The sequence below is a fragment of the Pseudomonas sp. NY15364 genome (assembly GCF_048068235.1).
Classification (GTDB): domain Bacteria; phylum Pseudomonadota; class Gammaproteobacteria; order Pseudomonadales; family Pseudomonadaceae; genus Aquipseudomonas; species Aquipseudomonas mendocina_D.
Window position 1 is genome coordinate 1 of the sequence record NZ_JBLUPX010000036.1, and the last position, 16389, is coordinate 16389.

Consider the following 16389-nt stretch of genomic DNA (forward strand, 5'->3'; position numbering starts at 1 on the left):
GAGCGCTGCACTTTGCATCATTGCACCAGTAAAAACACAAACGCCCCGAATCAATCGAGGCGTTTGTATTGAACCGGTTCAGTTCAGAACGTTTTCACACAGTCTGCTCGGCCGGGTTTTTTCTTTTCTGGAATAAAAAAGCCCGCCGAGGGGGCGACGGGCAAACAACGTCTTCGCAGGAGCGCGAAGCGGTCAGGCATGCAGGAGCTGGGGCATGCTGATCTGTGTGCTGGCGCGGGCGACTTCGCCGATCACCAGAATGGCCGGGCTCTTCAGGGCGAAGGCTGCGGCATCGTCTTGCATCGCGCCCAACTGGCTGCGGCACTCACGCTGTGCGGGCAACGAGGCGTTCTCGATCATGGCCACCGGCATCTCGGCGCTCATGCCGCCGGCGAGCAGGCCGTCGCGAATATCCGCCAGTTTGGCGACACCCATATAGACCACCAAGGTGGTGCCGCTCTGCGCCAGTGCCGCCCAGTTCAGGCTGCTGTCGTCCTGGGTGTGGGCGGTGACCAGGGTCACGCCACGGGCCACACCGCGCAGGGTCAGGGGGATGCCGCAGTTGGTGGCGCCGGCCAGCCCGGCGGTGATGCCGTTGACCATCTCCACTTCGATGCCGTGCTCGCCGAGCCAGTCTGCTTCCTCGCTGCCGCGGCCGAAGATGCAAGGATCACCGCCTTTCAGGCGCACCACGCACTTGCCCTGGCGTGCATAGCGCAGCATCAGGCGATGGATGAAAGCCTGCGGGGTGGAGCGACAACCGCCGCGCTTGCCCACCGAGACGATACGCGCGCCGGGGCAGTGCTCGAGCACGGCCGGGTTGACCAGATCGTCGATCATCACGATCTCGGCCTGGTTCAGCGCCTTGACCGCCTTGAGGGTCAGCAGCTCGGGATCACCTGGGCCCGCACCTACCAGCCAGACTTTTGCACTCATGTTCACCACCTCTCTCGTGTCACGTGCCGGCGTTTGCCGCTGGTTCCCACGCTCCGGCGTGGAAAGGATTCGGGGGACGCGCTGCGCCCCATGAGACGCGAGCGTCTCGGGCTGCGTACCCACGCAGAGCGTGGGTACGATCAACTCATGCGTTCACTGCAGTGGGCTGTTGAGCCAGCAGACGTTTGATTTCGGGGACGCAGGAGCCGCAGCTGGTGCCGCACTTGAGCTCCTGCCTGAGGCCGTCCAGATCCAGGCCGCGTGCGATGCCGGCGCACACCGCGCCTTCGCTGACGTTCAGGCAGTTGCACAGGGTCTTGCCGCGCGTGTTGGCGGCTGCATTGCCTGGCGGCGCGGAGACCGGGGCGAGCAGCCAGCGACGCAGCTCGGCGTCGGCCTGGCCGTCCAGCCACAGGCTCCTGAGCCATTCGCTGGCGGCGGTTTCGCCGGCCAGGCGGATGCTGACGATGCGGCCATCCTCGATACGCACACGCTTGCCTACTGCACGGCGCGGGTCGTCGTAGGCCAGCACCGGACCTTCATTCAGGCGCAGCAGGCGGTCGATCTGCGCCAGCAGCTCTGGCTGCGGCGCCACGGCGCTGGCGGCGCGGATCAGCAGAGCGGGGCGCTCGCGGCCGGTGGGGGTGAGGCTGGCGTAGGCGAACTCCTCGAGCAGCGGGCGCAGGGCCTCGAAGCGGCTCTGCACCTCGCCCTCAACCAGGGCGAACAGCTGCCAGGGCAGCTCGACCTTGTCCACCTCGACACCAGCATGCTTGAGCTCCGGTTGTTTGGATAACGGATCGAAAGCCGGCTGGGTCAGCACGTTGGTGCCCAAACCCTTGAGGAAGCGATCGCCCCAGTGCATCGGAAGCCAGGCCTGACCGGGGCGCACCGATTCGTCGGTTTGTACCGGCAGGATCAGGCTGCCGCGACGGCTGCGCAGCTTGATCAGATCGCCGTCCTGCAGGCGACGACGACGCAGCTCGTCCGGGTGCAGGCCGAGCACGGCGGCCTCGACATGGCCGAACAGGCGCGCGGCGGTGCCGGTGCGGCTCATGCCGTGCCACTGATCGCGCAGGCGACCGGTATTGAGGGTCAGCGAGTAACGCGCCTCGCGCTTTTCCTTCGGCGCACGGTAGGGGTCGGCATGAAACTGCGCGCGCCCGCTGGCCGTGGGGAAGCGGCCATTGGCATAGAGCCGCGCGGTGCCGTGGCGTGCGCCGGACGGGAACGGCCATTGCTGGGGACCTCGGTCATCGAGCAGCGCGTAGCTCAGCCCCGAGAGGTCGAGGTCGCGCTGGGCGGTCAGGTGCTTGTATTCCTCGAACAGCGCTTCGCTGTCGGTGAAATCGAACAGGCTGGGCAGGCCGGGGCGGAGCAGGGGTTCCAGGCGACGGGCGAAGTCGCAGGTGATCGACCAATCGGGCCGCGCCTCTGCGGGCGCTGGCACGGCGCGGCGCACATGGCTGACGCGGCGCTCGGAGTTGGTCACCGTGCCTTCCTTCTCGCCCCAGCTGGCGGCGGGCAGCAGCAGGTCAGCGTAGCGGCAGGTCTCGGTGGTGAAGAAGGCTTCCTGCACCACGACGAAGGGGCAGGCGGCCAGGGCCTCGTGCACCTTGTTCTGGTTCGGCAGCGACTGCGCCGGGTTGGTGCAGGCGATCCACAGCGCCTTGATGCGGCCGTCGTGCACCGCATCGAACAACTCGATGGCGGACAGGCCGGGCGTCTCCGGCAGGGCATCGACTCCCCAGTAGGCGGCGACTTCGGCGCGGTGCTCGGCGTTGGCGGCTTCGCGGTGGCCGGGCAGCAGATTGCTCAGGCTGCCGGTCTCGCGGCCGCCCATGGCGTTGGGCTGGCCAGTCAGCGAGAAGGGGCCGGCGCCGGGCTTGCCGATCTGCCCGGTGGCCAGGTGCAGATTGATCAGCGCACTGTTCTTCGCCGAGCCGGCACTGGACTGGTTCAGGCCCATGCACCACAGCGAGAGAAAGCTGGGTGCCTGGCCGATCCATTGCGCGCAGGTCTGCAGCGCTTCACGGTCGATGCCGCAGATGTCGGCGACCGCGGCGGGGGTGTAGTCGCGCACCAGATCCTTCAGCGACTCGAAGCCCTCGGTGTGTGCATCGATATAGGTGCGGTCGATCCAGCCTTCCCAGAGCAGGATATGCAGGATGCCATGGAACAGCGCGACATCGGTACCGGGCAGGATCGCCAGGTGTAGATCGGCCAGCTCGCAGGTATCGGTGCGCCGTGGGTCGATGACGATCACCTTCATTTCCGGGCGGCGGGCCTTGGCTTCTTCCAGGCGGCGGAACAGCACCGGATGGGCGTAGGCCATGTTGGAGCCGGCGATCAGCAGGCAGTCGCTCTGCTCGATGTCCTCGTAACTGCAGGGCGGGGCGTCGGCACCGAGGCTACGCTTGTAGCCGACCACCGCCGAACTCATGCACAGGCGCGAGTTGCTGTCGATATTGTTGGTTCCCACCAATGCTCTGGCCAGCTTGTTGAAGGCGTAGTAGTCCTCGGTCAGCAACTGGCCGGAAATATAGAAGGCAACGCTGTCCGGACCGTGTTCGCGGATGGTTTCGGCGAACACCGCGGCGGTGTGATCCAGGGCGCTGTCCCAGTCCGTGCGCGAACGGGCCAGGCCCTTGCCCAGGCGCAGCTCGGGATAGAGGGCGCGGGCGTCGAGGTCGCCGGTCAGGTGCAGGGTCGAACCCTTGCTGCACAGTTTGCCGAAGTTGGCCGGGTGGCTGGGGTCGCCGGCAACGCCGAGGATCTTCTCGCCGTCGTGCTCGATCAGCACGCCGCAGCCCACGCCGCAGTAGCAGCAGGTGGAGGCGGTGACTTGAGTGGGGCTGGCCATGTTCGGAGCTCCTGAGGCGCGGGGAAGTTCTGGTGGAGGGGCTTCAGCCGCGACCGTCGCCGCTGAAGCGCCTCCCACAGGGCTAGCTGCTGTGAGCGAATGCCAGCAACACGCGGCCGTTCTCGACCCGGGCGTGGTGCCGGTGAGCGCAACCGACATCCGGCGCCACGGCCTCGCCGGACTCCAGCTCGATCTGCCAGTTATGCAGCGGGCAGGCCACGCGCTTGCCGTAGATCAGCCCCTGGGACAGCGGCCCGCCCTTGTGCGGGCAGCGGTCGTCGAGGGCGAATACTTCATCGTTACTGGTGCGGAAGATGGCGATATCGCCTTTCGGCCCGGCGATGATGCGCGAGCCGAGCACGTTGATCTCTTCCAGGGCGCAGATATCCAGCCAGTTCATACGGTGGCCTCCTCGATTTGCACGACCTTGATGGTGTCGAACTCTTTCTTCAGTTGCGGCGTTTCGATGCGCTGCTTCCAGGGATCCTGTTCGAACGACAGGGCGTAGTGCAGGCGCGCAGCCAGGGCCTTGCGGTTGGCCTCGTCTTCCAGCACCGCCTTCTTGATGTGCTCCATGCCGACGCGCTGCAGGTAGTGCACGGTGCGCTCGAGGTAGAAGGCCTCCTCGCGGTACAGCTGGAGGAAGGCGGCGTTGTACTCGCGCACTTCCTCGGCGGTCTTGACCTTGACGAAGAACTCGGCCACCTCGGTCTTGATCCCGCCGTTACCGCCGATATACATCTCGAAGCCGGAGTCCACACCAATGATGCCGACGTCCTTGATGCCGGCCTCGGAGCAGTTGCGCGGGCAGCCGGAGACCGCCAGCTTGACCTTGTGCGGTGACCACATGTTGAACAGGTCGTGCTCCAGGTCGATGCCCAGCTGGGTGGAGTTCTGCGTGCCGAAGCGGCAGAACTCGCTGCCGACGCAGGTCTTCACCGTGCGGATGGACTTGCCGTAGGCGTGGCCGGAGGGCATGTCCAGGTCCTTCCACACCGCTGGCAGGTCGTCTTTCTTGATGCCCAGTAGGTCGATGCGTTGGCCGCCGGTGACCTTGACCATGGGTACGTTGTACTTGTCGGCCACATCGGCGATGCGGCGCAGCTCGGAGGGATTGGTCACGCCGCCCCACATACGCGGAACAACGGAATACGTCCCGTCCTTCTGGATATTGGCGTGGGCGCGTTCGTTGATCAGGCGCGACTGCGGGTCGTCCTTGGCCTCGCCCGGCCAGGTGGAGATCAGGTAGTAGTTCAGCGCCGGACGGCAGGTGGCGCAGCCGTTGGGCGTGCTCCAGTTGAGAAAGGCCATGGTCTGCGCCATGGACGTCAGGTGCTGCTCGCGGATGGCCTTGCGGATCTGCCCGTGGTTGAGGTCGCTGCAGCCGCAGATGGCCTTCTCGCTCTTGGGCTTGACGTCCGCTGCGCCGCCAACGGTGCTGATCAGGATCTGCTCCACCAGGCCGGCGCAGGAGCCGCAGGAACTGGCAGCCTTGGTGTGCTTCTTCACCTCGTCGACCGAGAACAGGCCGTTCTCCTGGATCGCCTTGACGATGGTGCCCTTGCACACGCCGTTGCAGCCGCAGATTTCCATGCTGTCGGGCATGTTGGCGGTCTTGTCGGCGCCCTGGTGGCCGACGTCGCCGATGGCGCCTTCGCCGAACATCAGGTGGTCGCGGATCTCGCTGACGTTGTGATTCTCACGGATCTGGCGGAAGTACCAGCCGCCGTCGGCGGTGTCACCATACAGGCAGGCGCCGACCAGCACGTCGTCCTTGATCACCAGCTTCTTGTACACGCCGCCGATGGGGTCGGAAAGGGTGATGGTCTCGGTGCCTTCACCGCCCATAAATTCACCGGCGGAGAACAGGTCGATACCGGTGACCTTGAGCTTGGTCGAGGTCACCGAGCCCTGATAGCGGGAGAAACCGAGCTGGGCCAGGTGGTTGGCGCAGACCTTGGCCTGCTCGAACAGCGGCGCCACCAGGCCGTAGGCGATGCCGCGGTGACTGGCGCACTCGCCGATGGCGTAGATGCGCGGGTCATAGGTCTGCATGGTGTCGTTGACCAGGATGCCGCGGTTGCAGGCGATACCAGCGCTCTCGGCCAGCTCGCTGTTGGGGCGGATGCCGGCGGCCATCACCACCAGGTCGGCGGGAATCACTTCGCCATCCTTGAACTTCACCGCACAGACGCGGCCTTCGCCGTTGTCCAGCAACTCGGCGGTGTGCTTGGGCAGGAGGAACTTCAGGCCACGGTCTTCCAGGGATTTCTGCAGCAAACGGCCTGCGGTGCTATCGAGCTGGCGCTCCAGCAGCCAGTCGCCGATATGCACCACGGTCACGTCCATGCCGCGCAGCTTGAGGCCGTTGGCCGCTTCCAGGCCGAGCAGGCCGCCGCCGATGACCACTGCGTGCTTATGAGTCTTGGCGGTGTCCATCATCATCTGGGTGTCGGCGATGTCGCGATAGCCGATCACGCCCTGCAGGTCCTTACCCGGAATCGGCAGGATAAAGGGGTTGGAGCCGGTGGCGATGAGCAGGCGGTCGTACTCGGCTTCGCTGCCATCGTCGGCGATGACCAAGCGCTTCTTGCGGTCGATCTTGACCACCTTGCGCCCGAGCAGCAGCTTGATGTCGTTTTCCGCGTACCAGTTGAGATCGTTGAGCACGATCTCCTCGAAGGTCTGCTCGCCGGCCAGTACCGGCGAGAGCAGGATGCGGTTGTAGTTGGGGTGCGGCTCGGCGCCGAACACGGTGATGTCGTAGAGATCGGGGGCGAGCTTGAGCAGCTCCTCGAGGGTGCGTACACCCGCCATGCCGTTGCCGATCATCACCAGCTTGAGTTTTTGCATGCCGGCCATCTCCTGAAGAAAAATCACGGTCGAAAAAATTGTCGGGAGCAATTTTTAACGTCGCTCCGCGACGGCTCGAAGAGTGGCCGCCAGGGATGGCAGGCCATAAAAAAACAAAAAAGGCGTCCCGCTAGTCACCTAGCGAGGACGCCTTTGTCCAGGTCCCGTTCTATCGGGAAGTGCAGCCTTCGTCGTTGAAGGTCGCGCTTTATGTGGTTTGTGGTAGTTGTGAATGCAGCCCTTGTGCCAACTCGATCAGGTCACGGTTTTTCAGGCTTTTCAGTCACTTGGCTGGCGCTGTAGGTTGGGTTTATGCACCGTTGAGATGCGTTTTGCGCTGCTTTGGTGCGGGGTGGGCTATTTGAGCAGCAGGAACGCCAGCAGCAGGTTGAGCAGCAGCGACACCAGCGCCACCGTGCTCCAGACCAGCAGCGGCTCGCGCTCCAGCAGCGGTCGTGGGCGGTTGTTCAGGGACTGGCGCTCGCCACTTTCCAGTGCCAGCAGCCACTCCTCGGCAGTCTCGAAGCGCTGCGCTGGGGCGGCGGCTACCGCGCGGTTCAACACCTCATCGAGCCAGGCAGGCAAGTCCGGGCGGTAGCGGCTGGCCGGCACCGGCTGACCGAAGCGCGGGTGCTGGAAGGCTTCGACTTCGCCATGGGGATAGTGACCGGTAAGCAGGTGATAGAGGGTCACGCCGGCGGCGTAGAGATCCTGCTGGGCGCTGGGCGGGCTGCCGGCGAAGGCTTCCGGGGCGATATAGCTGGGCGTGCCGGGCAGGGCATGCGCCTCGTCGCGGGTCAGGCCCGGACAGTAGGCCAGACCGAAGTCCAGCACACGCAGCTCGCCGTCGTCGCCGAGCAGCAGGTTCTCCGGCTTGATGTCGCGGTGGATGATATTGCGCCTGTGCAACAGGCCGAGCGCCTTGATCAGGCGCGGGGCCAGGTCCTGCCAGTCGGCCAGGCTCAGCGGGCCGTGCTGGCGTAGGCGCGTGGCCAGGGTCTGGCCGGCATATTCGCGCTGCACGTAATACAGATGCTGGCGCTGCGGTAGAGCATGCAACTCGGGGAAGTGGCGACCGGCGACGCGGCGCAGGAACCATTCCTCCTGCAGCAGCGCCGGGCCGGCCTGCTCCTCGCCGGCGCGGCTGGGCGGCAGGGTCTTGAGCAGCCAGGGCAGGTTGTCAGCATCGCGCACCCGGTAGATCAGCGACTGGCGCGATTCGCCGAGCAGGCCTTCGACCTGCCAGCCTTCGAACTCCTGGCCTTCACGCAGGCGCGGCGGCAGAGGCCAATGTTCGAGCTGGGCCAGGGTGTCGGCCAGCGCGGCTTCTGGGAGCTGCTCGACGTGCACCAGCAGGGCGCTGGCGTTGTCCTGGCTGCCGGCGTGATGCGCCACGTCGACCAGTGCCTGGCAGATCGCTTCGGCGTCGTCGCCCTGTTGCAGCAGCTCGCCGATGCGCTTGTCGCTGAGGCAGGCCCAGACCCCGTCGCTGACCAGCAGGAAACGGTCGCCGGCCTGCAGCTCGCCGTCGCGGTAGTCCACCACCAGGTGTTGATCCAGCCCCATGGCGCGCTTGAGCACGTGCTGCATGCCCGGCTGTTCCCACACATGGTCCTCGGTCAGGCGCAGCAGCTGGCCGTTGCGCCACAGGTAGGCGCGGCTGTCGCCGATGTGCGCCAGGGTGTAGCACCGCCCGCGCAGCACCAGGGCGGTGAGGGTGGTGAGCAGCGGCTGGCCGCCGCCGTTGGCCTGTAGCCAGCGGTTATGCGCAATGAGCAGGCGGTCCAGGCTGTGCTGCACCGGCCAGGTTTCCGGGGTGGAGTAGTAGTCCAGAGCCAGCGCCTGCAGGGTCGCACGTGCGGCCAGGCCGCCGTCGGCGCACTGGCTGACGCCATCGGCCAGACCGAGCAGGTAGCCCTTGCTGGCAGCCAGGGCTGGCGCCGGGGTGACCACACGCAGGGCGTCCTGGTTCTCGCTGCGCGGGCCGGTGGCGCTGGTTTCGCCGATGCTCAGTTGCAGGGCCATGATGCGGTTTCCGTAGATCTTTGGACCGTAGAGTGCGCCGTGCGCACCAGATTCGACGCAAATCGCTGGTGCGCGCGGCGCACCCTACGGAGTGTGGCCGGTCGTCGAGAACTCGCTCACACCCGTGCGGCGGTCACCGCGGCGCTACCCCAGGTGGTGCGCCAGCGCTGCTTGACCCCATGCAGACCGATCCAGGCCAGCACGCCGAGGCTGGCGAACAGCCAGAGGCCCAGCTGGTAGTCGCCGGTATGTTGCTTGATGGTGCCCAGGCCTGCAGCGAGGAAGAAACCACCGATACCGCCGGCCATGCCGATCAACCCGGTCATCACGCCGATTTCCCTGCGAAAACGCTGCGGTACCAGCTGGAACACCGCGCCATTGCCAGCACCAAGGCCGAGCATGGCGGCGACGAAAAAGGCCAGGGCAGCGGTCGCGCTGGGCAGGTTGAAGCCCACCACGGTGATACACAGCGAGGCGATGCTGTACATCATCAGCAACGTGCGAATGCCGCCGATGCGGTCGGCCAGAGCGCCGCCCAGCGGGCGCAGCAGGCTGCCGGCGCAGACGCAGGCGGCGGTGTAGTAACCGGCGGTCACCGGGTTCAGCCCGTACTGGTCGCTGAAGTAGCCGGGCAGGGCGCTGGCCAGGCCGATGAAGCCGCCGAAGGTGACGCTGTAGAAGAACATGAACCACCAGCTGTCGCGATCGCCGAGGGCCTTGAGGTAGTCGCCGAAGGCCTTGGGCTTGGGTCGTTCCGGCGCATTCTTGGCCACCAGGGCGAAGATCACCAGGGTCGCCAGCAGCGGGATCAGCGCCCAGCCGAACACGTTCTGCCAGCCGGACAGCGCGGCCAGGCCGGGGGCGAACAACGCCGCCAGCACGGTACCGGAGTTACCGGCGCCGGCAATGCCCATGGCCTTGCCCTGATGCTGCGGCGGGTACCACTGTGAGGCCAGCGGCAGGGCCACGGCGAACGCCGCGCCGGCAAAGCCGAGGAACAGGCCGAGCAGCAGCGCCTGCTCGTAGCTGCCGATGCCGATCTGCCAGGCGCAGAACAGCGCGACTATCACCACCACCTGGCCGAGCAGGCCGGCGGTCTTCGGCGACAGGCGATCGGCGAGAAAGCCCATCAGCAGACGCAGCACGGCGCCGGCGAGAATCGGCGTGGCCACCATCAGGCCGCGTTGCTGGGCGTTGAGGTCGAGGTCGGTAGCGATCTGCACCGCCAGTGGGCCGAGCAGGTACCAGACCATGAAGCTCAGGTCGAAATAGAGGAAGGCGGCAAACAGGGTGGGGGCGTGGCCGGCTTTCCAGAAACTTGTATTCATCGATCACCTCATCAGCGAGAAGGAGCCCGGTCAGGCGCGGCGAACCGTGGTCGTGGACACGGCGGCCGCGTCTGCCGGGAAGGCCGTGCACTTGTGGTGCAGAGCCCTGCGGCCGAAGCCACAGCAGGTTTGAGCGATTGCGGTGCAGGCTCGGATCGCGATGCCTGCGCCGGCCCCGGTCACTGGGGCGAACACGAAAAAAAACGCCGCTTCACCACAGGCCATGAAGGCGAGGTGAGGCGACGTCTTTGTCGTGAGGGAGGTGGCCGCCGTTGGCTACCTGGTGCGAGGGAATAAGCAAGAGCCGAGCCAACCGGGCAGAGGCCCTGGGATCAGGCGCTACGCACCTTCAATACGCGCAGTACTGCCGTAAAACGAGGCGTTTGCGCCGTCTATGCCCCCGAATGGGGCGATCGCTGCGTACTGAGAGTGGCTTGAGACTGGACGCTGGAAAGTTGGGCAACGCTGGTTGCGTGAGTGGGTAGCGGCGCGGTCAGCAGGGCGAGTGCCAGCAGATTGCTGAGCAGCCCCGCCTGACGGGCACGGCGGTAGGTGTCGGTCATCCTCGATCCCCCCTTTTTTCTGTTCTGACCTAGGCGTAGCAGACGAATGACAATGTGTCACGTTATTAGCAGCAATAACTGTGCACGTTTGCAGACGCCTGTTCGCCCGGGGCCCTGAAGCAGTGGAATCGCTGAGTCAGTCGAGCCGATTGACCTTGGGGAACTTGGCGCTGAAGGATTCCGGCATTGGCACCACCTTCGACTGACGATAATCGAAGAACACGAAGCCGGACTTGGCCATGGCCACCAGCGTGCCGTCAGCCGGACGGGTGATGCGGAAGGTGATATCACCGCCATATCGGTTGAAATCCATCACACCGACTTCGAACAGCAGCTGGTCGCGGGCATGGGCCTCGGCCCTGTAGGTGGTGGCCAGGTCGGTGACGATGATGCCAGTGCCTTTGCCGTCGGTTTCGCGAATGCCGAACTCGAAGAGGAAACGGGCGCGTGCCTCGGAAATCATCGAGATCATCGAGTCATTGCCCAGATGGTTGGCACCGTTGATGTCGGTAACGCGCACGGTCAGGTGAGTGCTGTAGCAGTACTGGTCTTCGGGAAAATCGAGGGTCAGGCGTGCCATGGTCGAGCCTTCGTCTAGGAGGGCGGCGATTGTAAACCGCCGCGTTCCTCAGCGGTGCAGGCTGTTGAGGTGATAGAACGTGACACGACCACCTTCGCTATCCGCTCCGGAATTGTCCTGGATATAGGCGCCCGCCTTGAAGTACAGGTACAGCTTGCTCCAGCTGCTGCTCAACTGGCGGTAGAGCGAGCCATTGTCGCCATCGGTGCTGGCCACGCTGACGCCGATGCGTCCGCTGGGCGTGACGCGCAGGTCGTAGCCGAAGCGCTCGCCAAGCTGGATGTTCTCGGCCAGCAGAATGTTTTGCACGTCGCTGTCGCCTGGGCGAGCGCGCAGCAGCAGCTCCACCCGGCCAACGCCACGTCGATAGTGATATTGCAGCTTGAGCAGCGGGTCGTTCTGGCTGCCCGGCACGTCGGTACTGTGGATCTGGCCGATCACCACCTTGTTGCGACTGGGCACCTGGTCAACCTGCAGCACGGCGCTGAGGTAGCTGTCCGAACTGGCATGTAGCCAGTTGTCGAGTCTGCCGTCGTGCTGGGTTTCGCGTAGCTCGCTGCGTGGATAGCGGGCATCGGCTGTGGTCGAGCCGGTGACCGGCACCCAGAAGGTCACGCTGCCGTCGGCATTGCGCCGAAAGTAACGGCTTGTATAGCTGTTATTCAGCCGTTCGGTGGTGATAGTGGTCGGCGCTGGTTCGGTGGGAATCGACAGATTCCAGGTGGTGAGGTCGAGCACGGGGTTCTCTGCTTGCCGGTTGAGGGCCCTTGTTCGTCCCTGCAAAGGGTCAGAGGTTCCGCCGCCCCAGCCCTTGAGCCAGAGCGGTTTTGACCCTCAGGCGGCCGGGCGCTGCTGGCGCTGGTAGAGAAACTCCAGCACGGCGGTACGGTAGGCGTGGTACTGCGAGTCATTGGCCAGCGCCAGGCGGTCGCGCGGGCGCGGCAGGTCGACGGCGAGGATTTCGCCGACGGTGGCGGCCGGGCCGTTGGTCATCATCACGATACGATCGGACAGGAGCACGGCTTCGTCGACGTCATGGGTGACCATCACCACGGTGCTCTGGGTCTGCCCGACGATGCGCAGCAGCTCGTCCTGCAGATGTGCACGGGTCAGGGCATCGAGGGCGCCGAACGGCTCGTCCATCAGCAGCACCTTGGGCTCCATGGCCAGGGCACGGGCGATGCCGACGCGCTGCTTCATGCCGCCAGAGATCTCATTGGGATGCTTGTGCATGGCATGGCTGAGGCCGACCATGTTCAGCGCCTGCTCGGTGCGAGCCTTGAGCTGGGCCTTGCTTTCGCGCGCGCCGAAGACCTTTTCCACGGCCAGGTGGACGTTGCCGAAGCAGGTCATCCAGGGCAGCAGGCTGTGGTTCTGGAACACCACGGCGCGTTCGGGGCCGGGGCCGTCGATCTCGCGGCCATTGCAGATCAGCCCGCCTTCGTTGGCGTCGAGCAGGCCGGCGATCAGGTTGAGCACGGTGGATTTGCCGCAGCCGGAGTGGCCGATCAGTGCGACGAACTCGCCGCGGGCGATGCTCAGGTTGACGTCTGCCAGTGCCTGGAAGCGGCCTTTCTTGGTGTCGAAGTGCTTGCTGACAGCGGTCAGCTCCACGAATTTGTCCATCGGAGTTCTCCCGTTCTGGCGCTGTGCCCCGAATTTAATCAGTGACACTTTCATTTAAAACAAAGACTTGGCGTCTACTATTGAGCTGATTTGTAAGCTTGCGTAGCCCGGGTGCAATCCGGGGAAACGGAGATCGCGTTCCCGGATTGCATCTGGGCTACGAGTTGGCCGAACGCGCCTCTTCAGCTCGCGTAGTCAAAGCGTTTGGCGATCAACAGCAGCATCTGCTCCAGCGCCAGGCCGACCAGGCCGACGATGATGATGGCGATGAGAATGTGCTCGACGTTGAGGTTGTTCCATTCGTCCCACACCCAGAAGCCCAGACCGATGCCGCCGGTGAGCATCTCCGCGGCGACGATCACCAGCCAGGCCACGCCGATGGCCAGGCGGATGCCGGTCATCAGGTGCGGCAGCACGGCGGGAAACAGGATGCGCGTCAGCACCTTGAACTCTGACAGCTTGAGCACGCGGGCCACGTTCAGGTAGTCCTGCGGCACGCTGGCCACGCCGGCGGCGGTGTTGAGGATGATTGGCCAGATCGAGCTGATGAAGATCACCCAGATCGACGCCGGGCCGGCCGCCTCGAACACCAGCAGGCCGATCGGCAGCCAGGCTAGCGGCGAGACCGGCCGCAGCAAGCTGATGATCGGCGCCAGCATGCCGGCGAGAAAGGCGAAGCGGCCGATGGCGAACCCCAGGGGAATGCCCACCAGCGCCGCCAGGCCAAAGCCGACCCCGACGCGGCCGAGCGAGTTGAGGATGTTCCAGCCAATGCCCATGTCGTTGGGGCCGTTGTCGTAGAAAGGATCAGCGAACAGCACCAGCGCGGCTTGCCAGGTGCTCAAGGGGCCGGGCAGGCCCTCGCTGTATTGCGCCAGCAACGACCAGAAGCCGATGAAGGCGATGATGCCCAGCAGCGGGGCGATGCCGGCCTTGAGCAGGCTACCCAGTGCGGCGGCACTGGGCAGCAAGGCCTGCGCAGAGAGGCGCGGCTTGGCGATTGGCGGCAGTGGTGTTTTCAGGGGCGCATTCATGGTCACCTCCGGTCAGGCTTTGATTGCGAAGGAGTCGGCGTAGGCGGCCGGATTGCTGCCGTCCCAGACCACGCCGTCGATCAACGTGCTGCTGCGCAGCAGCGGGCTGCTCGGCACGGCCAGCTTGAGGGCGCTGGCAGCCTCGGCGTAGAGCGCGGTCTGGTTGATCTGCGCGGCCACGGCGGCGTAATCCGGCGCATCCTTGAGCAGGCCCCAGCGCTTGAATTGGGTGAGGAACCACATGCCGTCGGAGTGATAGGGAAAGTTGACGCTGCCGTCCTTGCAGAAGGCCATGGCATGTTCGTCCTTCCAGCTGTTGCCGAGGCCGTCCTCGTACTGGGCGAGAAAGCGCGGCTCGATCACCTGCACCGGCGCGTTGACGTAGGCCTTGCCGGAAATCAGCTTGGCGGTGCTCTTGCGGTTCTCCTCGCTGGCCTCGATGAAGCGGCTGGCATCGAGAATCGCCATGATCAGTGCACGGGCGGCATTGGGATACTGCTCGATAAAGGCGCGGGTGGTGCCGAGCACCTTCTCCGGGTGGTCCGGCCAGATCTGCTGGGTGGTGGTGGCGGTGAAACCGATCTTGTCGAAGATCGCCCGCGCGCCCCAGGGCTCGCCGACGCAGAAGCCGTCCATGTTGCCGACACGCATATTGGCGACCATCTGCGGCGGCGGCACGACGATGGTCTTCACATCGCTCATGGGGTTGATGCCGACACTGGCCAGCCAGTAATACAGCCACATGGCGTGGGTACCAGTTGGGAATGTCTGGGCGAAGGTCAGCGGATTGCCGCCTTTCTTCACGTGTTCGGCCAGTTGCGCGCCGTTGGTCACACCGGCCTCACGCAGTTGCTTGGACAGGGTGATGGCCTGGCCATTCTGGTTCAGCCCCATCAGCACTGCCATGTCCCGCTGTGGCCCCGCCAGGCCGAGCTGAGCGCCGTACATCATGCCGTAGAGCACATGAGCAGCATCCAGTTCGCCAGTGTTGAGCTTGTCGCGCACGCCGGCCCAGGAGGCCTCCTTGCTCGGATTGATGGTCAGCCCGTACTTCTCGCCGAAACCCTGGGTGGCGGCGACCACCACCGAAGCGCAATCGGTCAGGGGAATGAAGCCGACGTTTAGCGCGGCTTTTTCCGGCGCGTCGGAGCCGGCCGCCCAGGCTGCACTGCGCAGCGAAGCCGGCGCCGACAGGCCGAGTGCGGCGATGCCGCTCACGGCGCCGGCCAGGGCGATGGATTGCTTGAGAAAGTTACGGCGGCTGGTGGCCAGGGGCTTGTTCGAATCACGATCGGTCATGGGTCTAATCCTTGTCAGGCGCATAAACAAAAAACGGCGTACGCCAGGCCACCTCGATGAGAGGAAGGTGACCTGACGGACGCCGTTGTCCGTGATCCTCGGCCCGCCGCCGTTGGCGTGCTACGCAGGATGGTTGACAGGGACTTAGCAAGGGGCTTGCCAGCTTTCGTGCACAGCGGCCGAGCAGCGGCATGTGGCACCTGACAGGTAGGGGCCGGATGCCGGCTTTCCAGAGGCTAGCTGTTTATGATCAATAAGTTGCAGCTATGTTCTGAGAAGATTTTGAAGTGTGTGGAGCGAGCGCAGGCTTGGCTCACCCCGCATGCTTCTGAGCCAATGCCGTGCATGAACGGGCGTCGCTGAGCCTTTTTGGTTCGTAGCGCAGGCTCAGGATGCCGGTTGAACGCGCGCTTCCTCGACAAAGTCGCGCAGCCAGCGCAGCACTTCGACGGCTTCCCAGCGAGCTGGATCGAACAGCGCATAGGCCAGCCCCTGATAGCCGACCACATCCAGTTGCCGATGGTAGCCGGCGCGCTGCAGCAGCGCCTCGATCTCGGCGAAGCAGGTATTGAAGTGCTGACGATTGAAAGGGGTGCGGCTCTCGGTGACGATGCCCTCGAGCTGCAGTTCCTCGACCATCTCGCGTACCCGCTCCAGCGGCATGCGGTTCACTCGGTGTTTTAGCTGCAGTACGTCCAGCATGATGGCGCTCCTGTGCAATCGATCATTTACCTGCGATATAGCCTAATCGAAAAATACTGTACAAATAAACAGTATTGAGTGATATTGGCCTCACTTAGGCGACAACAACCCGTCCACCACCTGAAGGTGGGCGCCTTGCGAGGGGGTATTGGCAATGCAACAGATGCTGATGACGATTGTGCTATTGGCCCTGCTGAGCGGCTGCGCGCAACCGCAGATTGATCGACCACAGGCCAACGGTGCCTATCTGGTGATCGAGGGCGAACAGGCCTGGGCCGTGCTGGTCTCCGATGGCCAGCGTGTCGAGGAGACGGGCATAGTGCTCGACGTGATTCGACTACCCAGCCATCACTCCAACATTGCCGCCAGTTACGTGATCGAAACGCCCAACTGCGGCAAGCTGCAGTGGCTGACCGAGCGTCATGGCGCTGCAGAGGGTGAAACCACACTGCTGCCGGCTGCCTTCAACGAGCAACTGAGCAAGCCCGGCTGCGTGCTCGCGCAAGGCCTGAGCCGAGCCTGGACGGCCCTGGATTATTCCGGCTGACCCCTAGGGTGCGCCGCGCGCACCGACATTCGC

13 protein-coding genes are annotated in these 16389 nt (G+C 64.8%); 1 reads left to right on the top strand and 12 read right to left on the bottom strand.

What is annotated here, in order from left to right; all coding sequences use genetic code 11:
• Nucleotides 1-192 precede the first annotated feature (192 nt).
• The 12 genes from cobA to ACNFCJ_RS21150 form a co-directional block, all read right to left on the bottom strand.
• Nucleotides 193-936: a uroporphyrinogen-III C-methyltransferase gene (cobA, locus tag ACNFCJ_RS21095; RefSeq protein WP_059392553.1), complete on the bottom strand. Its 744-nt coding sequence runs from the start codon at nt 934-936 to the stop codon at nt 193-195.
• Nucleotides 937-1081: 145 nt separating this feature from the next.
• Nucleotides 1082-3799, bottom strand: coding sequence for a molybdopterin-dependent oxidoreductase (locus ACNFCJ_RS21100; RefSeq protein WP_416773466.1), 2718 nt, complete (start codon nt 3797-3799; stop codon nt 1082-1084).
• Between the two features lie 82 nt (nt 3800-3881).
• Entirely contained in the window at nt 3882-4199 is a 318-nt protein-coding gene (gene nirD / locus ACNFCJ_RS21105; RefSeq protein ID WP_416773467.1) for a nitrite reductase small subunit NirD, read from the bottom strand.
• Nucleotides 4196-6652, bottom strand: a complete 2457-nt coding sequence (gene nirB, locus ACNFCJ_RS21110; protein ID WP_416773468.1) for a nitrite reductase large subunit NirB — start codon at nt 6650-6652, stop codon at nt 4196-4198. The genes nirD and nirB overlap by 4 nt, the downstream gene beginning before the upstream one ends.
• Nucleotides 6653-7009: 357 nt before the next feature.
• Nucleotides 7010-8677 carry a protein kinase domain-containing protein gene (locus ACNFCJ_RS21115; RefSeq protein ID WP_416773470.1) on the bottom strand — a complete coding sequence of 556 codons (1668 nt, stop codon included), beginning with the start codon at nt 8675-8677 and terminating at the stop codon, nt 7010-7012.
• A gap of 116 nt (nt 8678-8793) precedes the next feature.
• Entirely contained in the window at nt 8794-10005 is a 1212-nt protein-coding gene (locus ACNFCJ_RS21120) for a nitrate/nitrite transporter (protein WP_092375522.1), read from the bottom strand.
• A gap of 699 nt (nt 10006-10704) precedes the next feature.
• The gene (locus ACNFCJ_RS21125) at nt 10705-11148 is read right to left on the bottom strand and encodes a thioesterase family protein (protein ID WP_059391967.1); all 444 of its coding nucleotides are present in this window, start codon (nt 11146-11148) and stop codon (nt 10705-10707) included.
• A 48-nt stretch (nt 11149-11196) separates the two neighbouring features.
• Nucleotides 11197-11886 carry a polysaccharide lyase family 7 protein gene (locus ACNFCJ_RS21130; protein ID WP_416773473.1) on the bottom strand — a complete coding sequence of 230 codons (690 nt, stop codon included), beginning with the start codon at nt 11884-11886 and terminating at the stop codon, nt 11197-11199.
• 96 nt (nt 11887-11982) lie between these two features.
• Nucleotides 11983-12774 carry an ABC transporter ATP-binding protein gene (locus ACNFCJ_RS21135; protein ID WP_017676827.1) on the bottom strand — a complete coding sequence of 264 codons (792 nt, stop codon included), beginning with the start codon at nt 12772-12774 and terminating at the stop codon, nt 11983-11985.
• Between the two features lie 182 nt (nt 12775-12956).
• Nucleotides 12957-13808 (bottom strand): nitrate ABC transporter permease, encoded by an 852-nt coding sequence (gene ntrB / locus ACNFCJ_RS21140; protein WP_059391968.1) that lies wholly within the window; start codon nt 13806-13808, stop codon nt 12957-12959.
• A gap of 12 nt (nt 13809-13820) precedes the next feature.
• Nucleotides 13821-15107: a CmpA/NrtA family ABC transporter substrate-binding protein gene (locus ACNFCJ_RS21145; RefSeq protein ID WP_416773474.1), complete on the bottom strand. Its 1287-nt coding sequence runs from the start codon at nt 15105-15107 to the stop codon at nt 13821-13823.
• A 387-nt stretch (nt 15108-15494) separates the two neighbouring features.
• Nucleotides 15495-15809 (bottom strand): hypothetical protein, encoded by a 315-nt coding sequence (locus ACNFCJ_RS21150; protein ID WP_012018520.1) that lies wholly within the window; start codon nt 15807-15809, stop codon nt 15495-15497.
• Between the two features lie 154 nt (nt 15810-15963).
• Between ACNFCJ_RS21150 and ACNFCJ_RS21155 the strand changes: the two genes are divergently transcribed.
• Nucleotides 15964-16356 (top strand): hypothetical protein, encoded by a 393-nt coding sequence (locus tag ACNFCJ_RS21155; protein ID WP_003460092.1) that lies wholly within the window; start codon nt 15964-15966, stop codon nt 16354-16356.
• Nucleotides 16357-16389: the final 33 nt, after the last annotated feature.